Source organism: Parasedimentitalea denitrificans (assembly GCF_011813015.1).
GTDB lineage: Bacteria > Pseudomonadota > Alphaproteobacteria > Rhodobacterales > Rhodobacteraceae > Parasedimentitalea > Parasedimentitalea denitrificans.
On sequence record NZ_QHLQ01000003.1, the window covers coordinates 19884 to 33250 of the forward strand.

Annotated in this window: 14 protein-coding genes; 1 reads left to right on the forward strand and 13 read right to left on the reverse strand. The window is 56.1% G+C overall.

All coding sequences use genetic code 11. The annotated features are described in order from the left end of the window. The 12 genes from DL239_RS04610 to DL239_RS04660 form a co-directional block, all read right to left on the reverse strand. A complete protein-coding gene (locus DL239_RS04610; protein ID WP_167682808.1) occupies positions 1-267 on the reverse strand; it encodes a hypothetical protein in 267 nt (88 codons plus the stop codon). After that, positions 268-1650 (reverse strand): DUF6638 family protein, encoded by a 1383-nt coding sequence (locus DL239_RS04615; RefSeq protein WP_167682810.1) that lies wholly within the window; start codon positions 1648-1650, stop codon positions 268-270. Next, positions 1647-2063 carry a GIY-YIG nuclease family protein gene (locus DL239_RS04620; RefSeq protein WP_206188345.1) on the reverse strand — a complete coding sequence of 139 codons (417 nt, stop codon included), beginning with the start codon at positions 2061-2063 and terminating at the stop codon, positions 1647-1649. Before DL239_RS04620 ends, DL239_RS04615 begins: the two co-directional genes overlap by 4 nt. A gap of 84 nt (positions 2064-2147) precedes the next feature. Next, on the reverse strand, positions 2148-2498 hold the full coding sequence (locus DL239_RS04625; protein WP_167682812.1) for a hypothetical protein: 351 nt from the start codon (positions 2496-2498) through the stop codon (positions 2148-2150). Beyond that, on the reverse strand, positions 2495-4432 hold the full coding sequence (locus DL239_RS04630) for an AAA family ATPase (RefSeq protein WP_167682814.1): 1938 nt from the start codon (positions 4430-4432) through the stop codon (positions 2495-2497). The genes DL239_RS04625 and DL239_RS04630 overlap by 4 nt, the downstream gene beginning before the upstream one ends. Then, positions 4429-4845, reverse strand: a complete 417-nt coding sequence (locus tag DL239_RS04635; RefSeq protein ID WP_167682816.1) for a hypothetical protein — start codon at positions 4843-4845, stop codon at positions 4429-4431. Before DL239_RS04635 ends, DL239_RS04630 begins: the two co-directional genes overlap by 4 nt. Positions 4846-4935: 90 nt before the next feature. Continuing rightward, positions 4936-6057 (reverse strand): hypothetical protein, encoded by a 1122-nt coding sequence (locus tag DL239_RS04640; protein ID WP_167682818.1) that lies wholly within the window; start codon positions 6055-6057, stop codon positions 4936-4938. Positions 6058-6557: 500 nt separating this feature from the next. After that, positions 6558-7640, reverse strand: a complete 1083-nt coding sequence (locus DL239_RS04645; RefSeq protein ID WP_167682820.1) for a coiled-coil domain-containing protein — start codon at positions 7638-7640, stop codon at positions 6558-6560. A gap of 187 nt (positions 7641-7827) precedes the next feature. Further along, the gene (locus DL239_RS21630; protein ID WP_240931737.1) at positions 7828-8244 is read right to left on the reverse strand and encodes a nuclear transport factor 2 family protein; all 417 of its coding nucleotides are present in this window, start codon (positions 8242-8244) and stop codon (positions 7828-7830) included. An 84-nt stretch (positions 8245-8328) separates the two neighbouring features. Beyond that, positions 8329-8628 (reverse strand): hypothetical protein, encoded by a 300-nt coding sequence (locus tag DL239_RS21635; RefSeq protein WP_240931738.1) that lies wholly within the window; start codon positions 8626-8628, stop codon positions 8329-8331. 178 nt (positions 8629-8806) lie between these two features. Next, a complete protein-coding gene (locus DL239_RS04655; protein ID WP_167682822.1) occupies positions 8807-10015 on the reverse strand; it encodes an aminopeptidase P family protein in 1209 nt (402 codons plus the stop codon). 140 nt (positions 10016-10155) lie between these two features. Next, positions 10156-10941, reverse strand: coding sequence for a hormone-sensitive lipase (locus tag DL239_RS04660; protein WP_167682824.1), 786 nt, complete (start codon positions 10939-10941; stop codon positions 10156-10158). 190 nt (positions 10942-11131) lie between these two features. Between DL239_RS04660 and DL239_RS04665 the strand changes: the two genes are divergently transcribed. Then, entirely contained in the window at positions 11132-12604 is a 1473-nt protein-coding gene (locus tag DL239_RS04665; RefSeq protein WP_167682826.1) for an NAD-dependent succinate-semialdehyde dehydrogenase, read from the forward strand. A 92-nt stretch (positions 12605-12696) separates the two neighbouring features. On the opposite strand, the gene DL239_RS04670 is transcribed toward DL239_RS04665, so the two are convergent. Beyond that, positions 12697-13035: a globin domain-containing protein gene (locus tag DL239_RS04670; protein ID WP_240931739.1), complete on the reverse strand. Its 339-nt coding sequence runs from the start codon at positions 13033-13035 to the stop codon at positions 12697-12699. Between the last annotated feature and the right edge of the window lie 332 nt (positions 13036-13367).

A 13367-nucleotide genomic window follows, 5' to 3' on the forward strand; every position in this document is an offset into this window, starting at 1 on the left:
TCACATGAAATTCATGACATAAACCAGCAGCGCAATCGCCCCCAGTGGTATGATGTAAACCAGCAGGATCAGCTTGCGCCGGATCGAGCCATCGTATTTTTTCAACCCGCGCCGAACATAAGCATCCCGGTCCACTTTCAGGCCCTTCTGCTTCCAGTGCCGCTTCAGCTTGGACTTGCGCACGGCCCGCGAGTACAGTGAGACCACCACATAGACAACCGTCAGAACGACCAGCAGTTCGAACAACAGTATCAGCGGCGTAATCATCTAGCGTTTCCTTTCGCGGGTCACGGCACCCCATGGGCCAACCCGGTCGATCATCCGTTCACGGGACCGGACCTTGGGCATAGCACGCGGCAGTTCAGGCGCGTCGTCCCCAGACATATCAGGTTCATGACCAAAAAGCGCGTCGCGCGCGCCGGCCTTGTCCACCGCGTATTCATTGGCCAGAAAGTGCACCACATAGGCCTTCTTTTCCTCGGGCCAACTGCGGTACTGCTGATAGAACAGTGTCTTGTGACAGATGAACAACTGACGCACATCCAGCGGGCTTAGCTCGGCCAGCAGCATATTCACCAAGTTCCGATCCGGCGTGTCCGCCGCCCGCAGACTATAGAAATAGGCCGGATGATCCGAGCTGATCCGAGGCCAACGACCGCCGCTCTCGGCCCAGCGCACCATGGCTGCCAGCCCTTCATATTCTTCGGGCAAATCATGCGCATGTTTCGCCGTCAGCCGTCGCAGTTTTGATCGGTGCATCCCGGTCAGGTCATGCCCCTTGGCCGCCAGCGCATCAGCGGCGATAAAGTCCATCTTCTGCCGCAGGATCGCCGCGCCATCAACGCCACGCGCCTTGACCACCGGTTCGGTCAGTCCGTTGTAGTCGAGGAACTTAGCAATCCGGTTCCGCTCAGCCATATCAAACACATATTTGATCGGCAGTTCATCCTTGGGCTTATCGCCGCTGGCAATCACCGCCGGGTGCTCGACCCCCTGAAACAGATACAGCCCACCAAAATGCGCGGTCCAGTAATTGTCCTGCTGAAACGCCTCGTGCTTTAGCTTTACCGGGTTGCGGGTGATATCGCCCGTCTGCTTGGCGGTGCTGATCATCTCGGCAATCAGCACATCATCAAACCAGGCGTCATCCTCGCCCTTGAACCGGTCCACCAGCTCGCTCAGATGCTCGGCATGGCGCAGGGTCCCCTTGGTGGTGTCCGCCTCTATCTCGATCTTATGAATGTCAAACAACCGCGCTGGGGTGTCGATTTCGAACACCGAATTCACCAACTCACCCGCCACCGCATCGGTCGCGGTCAGGGCAAAGAGCTGGCGTTCGTTATCACTGATAAAGCGCCGCAGGATATCGCGATTGACCGAGAACTGTGCGTTCAACAGCGGTGATCGTTTCTGTTCGGTGCTCAGCAAGATAAACTGCCGGTTCACGCCCGCATGGTTCAGGTACAGATCATCGCCCAATTCATCGCCGATTTCGGGCGAGTAGCCCGAGATGTCCACATGGAAATCTGTCAGCGCGGTGGTTTTGCCGGTCAGATGCTGCAGGGCACGGTTATAACGCTCCACCAAGGCAGGTGAGGCCACATGGAACAGGTTGCCGAACATCAGGCCGTGTTGGATGAGACGTTTCATGTGTCATTGCTCCGCTCTGATAATTCGGTTTGATACTTGGGCACGCGGTTATAACCCTTGCACGGATTGTTTGCTTCTAGCTCCAAGATCAGTTCAATTTCTCGTTTCCCCACTTCACTAGGGTCGGAACTTTCAAACAAAATCTCTTTGCGAACAATGAAGTTCGCCAACTCATCTTTGGTAAAATCTTGCTCAACCAAAGCCGCATTCCACGAACCAAAATATCTAATACTGTGCCCTCCTTTACCGATGTCTTTTCCGACGTATATTTTGCCATTCGGAAAGGTCACTTTATAGACCACATGCAAGAAGCGATTTACCCCCATCCGCTCACCCCAATCCCACAAACCAGCGCGGCTGTGCCGTGCAGCCCCCTCCGTTCGAGGCGAAACGCTCCCCCAGAGCGTTTCCAAGTGCCTCTCACCCCACATGGGGAGGGGGCTTGGGTGACACTTGGCAGGTCATATCGTGATGCGGAAATGCAAATCATGCTTTTCTCATACCGCCACCCGTTTCCGCAACAGACGGACCTCCCAGACAAATGCACCCACCGTGACCGGCAGCCACAACATTGACAGGAAACTAAAAGCCTCGGGAATCTCAGGCGCCGAGGGCGCCGCTGCTCCGGTGAAAATCAGCAGGAACACCACTAGGAAATTATACACAACGTAAAGTGCGATGATCGTCACCAGCCCCAATAGCAGATAGGCCCCGCCACACAGGATCGCTGGCAGTCTGGACAACAGGGCATTAGTTGAGCGCACAAGTATCTTTGCCGCAAACACCGCAATAATCACCATGATCACTGCAATCGCAACAAACATCCCTGTATAGAACACTGAACTCATTTCTTCTCCTTCAAGTATCTTTTCTTGGCCTCTTCCTGACGGCCAAAGTCGCGCACCATGCCCTCAATCGCCACCTCGTCGGACTTGTCGGCATAGCGGAACTCGCTATCGGCATAACGGTTGATCTCCTGGATCACCATCTCCACCGTGATCGGCACCCGCAGCTCCTCGATCATCGCTTTTTTGGCGTCGTAGTCTTTGAACAGGAACAGCTCGGGGTTCTCCATCCATTCATCCGGCAGCTCAAAATCCATCGCCCGCACCTTGACCGCGTCGGTGATGTTCTTGATCGCACGGCCGGTAAACCGCTCGTCCGCCTGCTGGATCATCTTCAGATAGCTGCCCAGCTTGGCGATGGTATCAAGGCCGCCAATCTGGTTCTCGGCGCGGTCAAACACGTTCATCAACCCCGGTTCCTGCGGCTTGGCATGGGCCTCAAACGATTTGGCGACCGCCTTCTTGATCTCTTGCGCGGCGAACGGTTCGTGCTCACCCAGAGGGATACTATGGTTCTTGCCCATCAGCAGGTTCAGGATGTCGACATAATCCTCGCGCGTTTGCGGCCCATCCACCAGGAACCGCGCCCCGGCCCGCTGGCGCAGCGCGTCATCGACGTTTTCTGGATAGTTCGAGAACATGCCAAAGGTACAGTTGCCCCGCACCACCGTATTGGCCCCGGCAAAGCTTTCCATCAGCACCGCCGTGATTTCTAGCTGCCCCGCACTGGACTGCCGATCGCCGCGTTTACCCGCCAGTTGGTCAATGTCGTCAATGGTGCCAAAGCCGATCACACCGGGGTCAATGATCGAGTTGATGAATGTCTTGGCGTTCTGCCCCGACTTGCCCTGATAGCTGTCGATATTATCGGTGCTCAGGTTTTGATAGCGGAACGGATAGCCCGCCACCTGACAGTAGTCATTGACCAGCCCCGCCATCATCTGGATCAGCGTGGTCTTACCCGTGCCCGGCTTGCCATCCCCCATAAAGGTAAAGATAAACCCGCCCAACTCGGCAAAGGGGTTCAGGCGGCGGTCAAAGTCATAGGCCATCAGCATTTTCGACAGCTTCATCGCCTGATATTTGGCGATATGGTTGCCCACCACCTCGTGCGGTTTCTTAAACGTCATGGTCAGGGTGGTCGACTTGGCCTTGGCCGCAGGCTCAAAACCGCGAATGGTCAGATCATCCGCCTCGATATGCCAGGCCGCATCGGTAAACGGAGCCAGCCGCGGCGCGTTCTGCGCCCGCAACGCCGCCTTCTCCATCAACTGCTCGGCATAGGCCGCGATGGCTGCAATCAGGGCCGCATCATCCGGCGCGAACTGCGCCAGTTTCTGATCCAGCTCCCACAGCGCACCATGCAGGGCCAGCTGCGCATGATCCGTCAGCAACTCCTCAGCATCGCCCACTTCCACTTGTGTCTCGCTAGCATGGGGGGCCATTAAATAGGCCGATGCATTGGCAAAGACATGCGCCACCGCCAGTGCCTCTGCGGCCAGCAACTCACCAAACTCCCCCTTGCGCCCTGCATCCAGCGACCCCGCTAGATTAGCCCGCTTTAGCTCACTCAGCCCAGACGCCTCGGAATAGGCCTCGCCCACCGCCAAAGCCACCGCCAGCGCGCGCCGCAACACATGCTGCGCCGTCGCCTGTAGCGGCGATGTCAACGGGTCATCATCATCAGCCGCCTCGATCCGCGCCACCAAATGCACACCTTCAGGCCGCGCGGTAGACCGTGTTACCAACCCCGGAGTTGTGGACCGAAATCGCCGCGTGCGCGCAACACCCGGTGAACGTTCGGGCGCTGCCGCCTCAACCTTGGATTTGGCAATTCGTGGCGTGTGATCGAACCCCTCCAGCATCGCCGCCGCAGCGCCGTAATGCTTCTGGATCTCATCCTCACGCAGTTCCATCTGATCGCTTGTCAAACTCATTGTTTCATTGTCTCCAATGTCTCATTTGAAACTCTAAAATCACTGCCGTCCTGATAATCTGCCGCTCTCATGTCGACCGGATAAACTTCGGTCCACCGAAGCCGAAAGGAAACACCCGACAGCACGATAGGTTGCTCATCCCCCGCAAAACAAACCCGCACAAGAACGGCCCCGGCCAGCATGTTTCCACTACTCTTCCCAAAACAGGGACCTGTCGTGGGCCACGGACCCCCTGCCCCCTCACGATCCAATTGCCGATACCCGCGCCGCAACAACCATTGCTGATGCGCTTCAACATCCAAGTCGGGTTCCGCCAACCGTTGCGCCAATACGTCTGCCGAGGGCCGAACCACCGGCGTACATGCAGCGGCCAACCCCAACAGCGCAAGCACGAGCAAGTGACGTCGCTTCATAAATGAATTCCCCTCAAACATCTGGCATAACGCTTTCAATGTATGCCCAACTTCATCTGGCCAAAAATATCCCCGCCGGAGGCCTAAAATCTAATAGCGCAACACTTGCCCGCTATCGCTGACCACAAATTTGCGCACATCGCCAAAGCCGGGCGGGTCCTGTTCGGCCAGCACCTGGAACGGACGCTGTGGCAGGATGATCGACCGCTGCGTTCGCGTCGCCCCAGTATCGGCCCCACGCCCACCAAAGGGATCCAGCGCAAAGACCTCGCGTTCCACCTTGCCAAACCAGCCTGACCGCTCTTGCCGAACATCCTCGCTGGTCAGCTCCTCCATGGTCCAGGCCATTGCCCAGTCTTGCCCAGTCGGAGCATCCGCGTCCTCCAACACCCGGCGCAACGGGCCGGACTGCTCGGTATAGGCCGAGGAATACATCGGCCCCACGTGATAGCGCCGCAGCCGTTTGGGGTGCAGGTCGTCAAAATCCTCGTCAAATCCCTTGGCGATGGTCAGCAGTTTCAACCCCGCCAAACCCTGCGCCATCAAATGCGCCTGCACCTCGGGCCAGCGATATTGGTCCTTGGGTAGCGATGTTTTGCCGCTGTCCTCCAGCTCCATCAGGTAGATCACCGGCAGGTTGACCTGACTGTCATAGGCGGCCCAATGCAGCAGGAACTTGCGCCGCTCGCCATCCGCCTTGCCCAGCCATTGGCATTCGGGGTCGTTCTGGGTCCAGAACAAATCGCCCTTTAGCAGCTCCTGATAATACAGCCGTTGCGACAGGGCGAATTGTAGCTTGGTCGGCACCTCTTGGTCGGCGATGATCTTCCGGACCATGTCGTCTTTTAACTGATCCTCGGACGGCATATTGGCCAGATGCCCCTCGGCCTGCTGCGCGTCATTGGCCATGGTCATCAGCTCAGCCGCCACCGGAAAGCCGCTGTCGCGGGTGTCCATCGCCAGCGATCCAAAGAACCGCCCAGTATCGCGCCCAACCAGCAGATATTTCATGCTGAGCGCGCGAAAAGTGAAGTTCAGCCGCATCAGATAACCGGTCAACGCCTTGACGTCATGTTTGTCCAACGCGCCCTCGGCCTGCATCGTGCCGGCCACACGGGTCAGATGCTCGGTGATAATCTCAAACTTCTTGAAATACCGACGCGAGGCAAAGGTATCGCTTAGGCCGGTGTGGTCTTTGGCTAGGTCAGTCATGCTTCCCTCTTCCGTGTCGCTTGCGGCACGGACAGCGCCCGTCCGCCCCCGTCAAACCGCAGGTTTGCCTCTGGCAAAACGGCGGGCGCTTCGCTTCCGCCCGCGGACCGGCTGACATGATCTTGGGTGGGATCAATTCCGGCCACGTACAAACTTTCTATATCTAGTCCAGTCCTGACCCAGAAATCCAAAATGTTCCCGTAAGACACGTACCGCCTGTGTCACGGGCACTCCGTTATTTCTAAGCAGAGCTTCTTTCAAGTTGACCAAAGCAATCCAAATAAGTGGAAACCAAATCCGGATTACAAAATAAGCCGATATAGGAGCTTGAAGAGCTAGAAACACAACCACTAAGCCCATTAAACTATCCGGTGGCAGTCCTACAAACGTGAGCATGTTGGACATGAGCACCAGTAAACTCAATACACCTACAATTGCCCCACCATACAAAAGCATCGGCCCGTATATCAGGATAATTAATATCAGGATAGCTACCACGCTTATCCCCCATACAGGTTCTTGTCATGCTTCTCGACGATCTTAGCAAACCGGCGGGCAAAGCGCTCATCCGCCTTGGCCTTCTTCTCCAGAACGTCGCGGGCAAACACCATGTGATCCTCGTGCGCGTCCAGCATGTCGGCCATCTTCTGGTTTGTCGCCGTACCGATCGAGGCCATCGCGGTCTGCGCCTCTTGGTCGGTCTTTACGCCAATCTCGTTGATCCGGTGCGCCACATCCTGCTGCTGCGCGGTCTTCAGTGATTTGGTCAGCGCATCATAAAGCACCACCCGCTGCTGGGTGTCGGTTTGCAGCTTGTTGATCAGCACCATCTGCGTCGCCGCCTGGTTTTGCAGTGAATCGACCCAAGTTTTACCCTTCTCGATGTACCGCTCCAACGTCTGGCTCTTGGCCAGTTTGACCTGCTCGTCCTGCACCATGGCGTTATAGCCCGCGTTCAGGTCCGCCAGTTCAGTCTCCAGCTTGGTTCGCGCCGCCGCGTCCTGCTCAACCGAGATCTTGTTTTCCAACTCAATAATCTTGGGGTCCAGCGCCAGGATTTCGGCCCGCACGTTCTCTAGCTCTTGTACAGTCGCTTCACGATCATCCAGCGTCTCGGTCAGGTTCACCTGAACCTTTTCCTTCTGCTCATCCAGAACAGCCAACTGGCCCTCTAGCAGCTGAACGATAGTGTCAGACTTGGCGATCAAATCCTGCAGCTTGTCATCAATACTGGCGGTGCGCATGCGTTCTTGGCGCATCGAATCCGATTTACCAGCGCTGAAAATACCAACAAAGCTCTCCCAACCGGTCTTGTTGCGCATCTCGTCAAAGTCCTGCGAGAACGCCGAGGTCACATCATCCAGACCCATGATCAGCTCAGCAATATTGCTGTTCATCACTTCGGTATGGGCGTGCACGTCTTCGAGCGTGGCATTTTCGATATCGATGTCTGCCGCTTCACCTGCCGAGATCTTGTCGCGCGCGGCCTCGATCCGAGAGGTCAGGCCAGCAATCTTGGCCTGCGACTCTTTCACCTTGCTCTGGGTGTCTTCAACCATATCCTCAAAATTCGAAAACGACATAATCCCTGTTCCTCCCACAAAATTCTTTGCCCTCTACATAGGTATGTAAATCAAATTTACATCCCCTCGGGCCTTCTAAATCGATAATTTTAAGCAGAGTTTCGCAGACAAGGTCGCCAAAGGAAAGCCTTGGGTACAGATGGGCGGGCCACGGCCCGTGTACCGCTGGCGCACTCGGTGACCAAACCTAGAATTTGCCGTTGTCGTTTTTCCATTCGCTCTGTGGCACGACCTTTTCAGTGGTATCCCAGTGTTCCACCACTTTTCCGTCAGCGATGCGGAACAGGTCATAAAAGGCGCTGTGGTTGCCACCCAGCGTTCCCTCGCTAACGGACAGCACAAAACTGCCCTGCGCCAGAACACGATGCAGCCGCTGGTAATGGATATGTCTTTGGGTGTTGTCACCCGCCGCAAGCGCCGAGCGAAGGCTCGCACCACCGTCAGTCAAGCGCGGGTTATGCTCCACATAGGCTTCTTCATCGACAAAATCACCCAGCTGCTCAAACCGCCCTGCTATCAGAACCGTCTCAACAAAGTCCCGTACCAGCGCTCGGTTCTGTTCGGTCAGCGCCAGATCCGTCGCCTGCACTGGCCCATCCACCATACTGTGACCCGACGGGTTCGGCGGCTGACGTTCCTGAATGTTGTCCCAATGCTCAACGGCCTGACCATCCTCGAACCGAAAGACCTAGAAGCAGATCTTTCGACTGGCAAAGTCGTATTCCATATGGGCAAAAACATAATCCCCGTCCTCAAACCCGCGCACCATATTGACCCGAGGCCCTGTTTTCGACAGCCGTTGGAACAGCTGCGCCAGCCCCTCGCTGCCCTCATGGGTCTGCGGGTTGTGCTGAATATACTTGGCCTCATTGACCACAGAGATAGGACCGGGGGCGCCGGTCTCGATGCTTTTCAACAGGTCTCGAATTTGGTCTACCTTGCTCTCGGCCACTGGCTTGCGCTCCTGTTCAACGAAACAGGTAACCATAGCCGCCGCCCAACAATACCCCAAATACTAATCGCAAAGCTATCCAGAGCACATCCGCAAACCCTGCCCTGACCTTCGTCCCTAGGCACTGCGCCATGCGCAGTGCCACGCCCAACGGGAGGAACGCATCTAAGATGCGTGATCGACGGGCGGGTGAGGCCCGTCGACAGGGCGGGTGTTACCCGACTACGTTGAACTCAGGTCCATATGGGTACTTGGTGACATTCTCGTTGTCGTCTTCGTGGATCACCAGGATATCATGCTCGCGGTAACCACCGGCTCCGGGCTGACCGTCGGCAATGGTCAACATCGGCTCCATCGAGATCACCATGCCAGGTTCCAGCACTGTGTCGATGTCTTCGCGCAGTTCCAGACCAGCCTCACGACCATAGTAATGCGACAGCACACCAAACGAGTGACCATAGCCAAAGGTGCGGTATTGCAGCAGGTCGCGCTCTTCAAAGAAGGCGTTGATCTTGTGGGTGATCTCGGCGCAGCTCGCACCCGGCTTTAACAGTGAAATGCCGTATTCATGAGCCGCCACGTTGGCTTCCCAGGTCTTCAGGCTTTCGGCATCCACTTCTTTCACGAACATGGTCCGTTCCAGCGCAGTGTAATAGCCGGAAATCATCGGGAAAGTGTTCAGCGACAGGATATCGCCACGCTGCAATTTGCGGGCTGTAACCGGGTTGTGGGCGCCATCGGTGTTGATGCCCGACTGGAACCAGACCCAGCTGTCGCGGTATTCGGCATCTGGGAAGCGCTTGGCGATCTCCAGCTCCATCGCATCACGACCGGCCATCGCCACGTCGATCTCGCGCACGCCTTCTTTGACCGCATCGCGAATGGCAAAGCCACCTACGTCAGCAACTGCCGCGCCTTGGCGGATCATCTCGATCTCGGCCTCAGACTTTGCCATCCGCTGCACCATGGTCGCCTCGTACAGGTCCACGGTGGATTTCGGGTTCAGGTAGTGTTCTAGCTTACCTTTTTGCAACAACGACAGGTGATCGCTTTCATAGCCTACGACTGCATCTGGGCCTGATACGGACAGAATCGCCCGCCAGTAGTTGTCGCGCTGCCAATCTGTGTAGGTGATGTTGTCGCCATAGCAGCGTCGCCAAGGCTGACCGGCGTCGATACCGGCGGAAATTGTCACGCATTCATCAGCGGTGACAACCAGCCCATAGGGGCGGCCAAAGGCACAGTAGGTAAAGCCAGAGTAGTAGGAGATGTTGTGCATCGAGGTGAAAACAGCGGCGGTAACGCCTTTGTCCACCATGATTTTGCGCAGGCCCGCAACGCGGTTGGCATATTCAGCCTCGGTAAACTGCAAAGGTGCTTTTTCACCATTGTGAAAACGATACATTTCAGGACGTGAAGTCATATTCGACCCTTCCTTCTTACAAGAAAGGTCCCGGCGTTCAGGACGGTTTATAAGATATCTGGGCAGCATGTTGTTATGCGGCGACGCCATCGCCTGGCCCTTGGCTGGAAATTGCGGCGGATTTCTCCGCCGCGCAAGTTTTATTTTGTGAGAATTGCCACCACCTCACTGTCGATGTCGCTTAGCGCATCTATAATGTCGAAATGATGCTTTCCGGGATCGATTTTCTGATCGCACCCCCAGGCATCTGCCAGCCATTGGGCCTGATCCAGGAACGAAGGACGCTCATCTGCGCCGACCCAAACAGTGACCGAGGCTTCATAACGATCCTGCATCAGAACCGGGCTCTCGGCCTCAGCAGCGGCTTCGTCCAGCTTGAACTTCTCGTTCATCGAGGTCCGCATCAGCGGGCGTAGGTCCGACAGCGGCGAAATCGGCATCACAGTACGCAGCCTATTCCCGACCTCTGGTGCAAGCAGGCCCTTGTCCAGCATCCGCGCCACTAGGTGGCCACCAGCCGAATGCCCGGCCAGTGAGATCGGGCCCTCAACTTCCTGAGCGGCTCGCGTTACCGCCGCTGCGATTTGGGCTGTGATATCGGCGATCGAGACGTCTGGGCACAGGTCATACGACGGCATCGCGACGGCCCAGCCCTGCGCCAAGGCTCCAGCAGCCAAATGCGACCAGCTGGATTTGTCGAATAACAGCCAATAGCCACCGTGAACAAAGACAAACAGCCCTTTGGGCTTACCCTCAGGCAGGAACAGATCAAACTTGTGACGCTCACCGTCGCCATATGGAATATCCAGTTTCGCCCGTTCCCCCAGCGATGCCCGCAGCACCGCAGCCTCAGCCGCCCAACGCGGCGGATACCCATCAGCCCCGTCGATATAGGCGCCGTTGCTATATGCATCATCCAGTTCCATATCCATCCCCCAAGAATTCCTTTAAACCTAAAGGATATCCGCTGCGTCCAAATGTCAAATACTCTTACTGATCGTGCACTATCAAAAATTGTAGCACGAATATTTGATCAAATTCTGGACTCATGGTTCTTTCTGGACATATCTAGGCACAACTGTTCTGCATCCGACAAATCAATTCCGGGAGGCACCCATGCTTGACACCACCACCGAACTTCGTTCCCTTTTGAAAGACCCCAGCCTGCTGGAACACCGCGCCTATATTGGCGGGCAATTTGTCGACGGCGACGGCACCTTTGACGTCACCAACCCCGCGCGTGGCGATGTGATCGCCCAGGTTGCAGACATCAAACGCCCACAGGTCGCTGGTGCTATTGCTCAGGCAGAAGCAGCGCAAAAAGACTGGGCCAAGTGGACCGGCAAGGAACGCGCTGGCGTATTGCGCAAGTGGTACGACCTGATGATGGCGAACCAGGAAGATCTGGCCGTCATTCTGACTGCTGAAATGGGCAAGCCGCTGGCCGAAGCCCGTGGTGAAATCGCCTATGGCGCATCCTTCATCGAGTTCTTTGCCGAGGAAGCCAAGCGCATCTACGGCGAGACCATCCCCGGCCACCAGCGCGACAAGCGTATCACTGTGCTAAAACAGCCGATTGGTGTTGCCGCCTCGATCACGCCGTGGAACTTCCCCAACGCGATGATCACCCGCAAGGCCGGCCCTGCCTTGGCCGCTGGCTGTGCCTTCGTCGCCCGCCCCGCTGAACTGACGCCATTGTCGGCCACCGCGATTGCCGTATTGGCTGACCGCGCTGGCATTCCGGCGGGTGTGTTCAACGTTGTGCCATCCTCCAACGCCTCGGAAACCGGGTTGGAATTCTGCGAGAACAACGCAGTGCGCAAACTGACCTTTACCGGATCAACCGAAGTCGGCCGCATCCTGATGCGTCAGGCTGCTGACACAGTTATGAAATGTTCGATGGAGCTGGGCGGCAACGCTCCGTTCATCGTGTTCGACGACGCCGACATCGACGCCGCAGTCGAAGGCGCGATCATGTGCAAGTTCCGCAACAACGGTCAGACCTGCGTTTGTGCCAACCGGATCTATGTGCAGGCTGGTGTCTACGACGAATTCGCCGCCAAGCTAAAAGCTGCTGTTGAAAAGATGAACATCGGCGATGGTTTGGACGACGGTATCCACTTTGGCCCACTGATCAACGCCAAGGCCGTGACCAAGGTTCAGGACCACATCGCCGATGCCACCGCCAAAGGTGCCGAGGTTATTTTGGGCGGCAACCCGTCCGAACTGGGTGGCACATTCTTCCAGCCGACCATCGTGACCGGCGCCTCCAAGGACATGCTGTTCAGCACCGATGAAACATTCGGCCCACTGGCACCACTGTTCAAGTTTGAGGACGAAGACGAAGTGATTGCGCTGGCCAATGACACCATCTTTGGTCTGGCGTCATACTTCTACGCCAAGGATCTGAGCCGCGTGTACAAGGTGGCGGAAGAGCTGGAATATGGCATCGTTGGCGTCAACACCGGCATCATCTCAACCGAGCTGGCCCCATTTGGCGGCGTCAAGCAGTCGGGTCTGGGCCGCGAAGGCAGCCACCACGGCATCGAAGACTATCTGGAGATGAAATACATCTGCATGTCGGTCTAATCGACCCTTTGCCAAAACCTGTCGCGCATAGCGGCAGGCTCGCGTCTGCCCCACGGCAGGCGCATTCAGGCCAGAGTTTCACTGACTATATGTTAGTCAGTTGAACCGGCCATTTTGCCGACCAGCATCGTTGCTGCCTCGCGCCAAGCCGCATCTTCCTTTGCGGAGAAATCATCCTGCAGAACCTCTCGGAACGACAGCATCAAGGCATCGATTGCGGCTTGCCACTGATCCGCACTGATCGCCAGTGCGTCATGCTGCTCGCGCAACTTGTCGGTCAACAAATCAAGCGACTTCGGCTGCTCCAAGGTGCGCACAACCATCGTCAATATGGACGAAAATATCTCTTTCTGAATGCCGAAGTTCTGTGTGAACATGCCCTCGACTTCGGGGCGAGACAGAAAAAGATGGTGATAAAAGCTAGTGGTCAATTCCGCTTTTTTTGCAAAAACCCGCGAAAAACTAGATCGAACAGCCTCAGCTTGTTCCGTCATTCCAATTAACCCTTCCAATTCAGACATTAGATCCAGACCAAATCAACCGTTTACCTCACTACAGTGTAAGCACCGAACAGGTAATCCGTAGCGGAATAAAGTTGTGTTTCAAATATATAATAGTAAGTAAATTGCTGAATTTGCTTCAGAAAGCAGGAAAATCTCCCTCGCGTCGGCGATTTACATCCCCACGTTGAAACATACAGTAAGCGTACCACCTACCAAGACTATCCCATCGATAAATTCGCAATAAACCTGATCCGCACCAA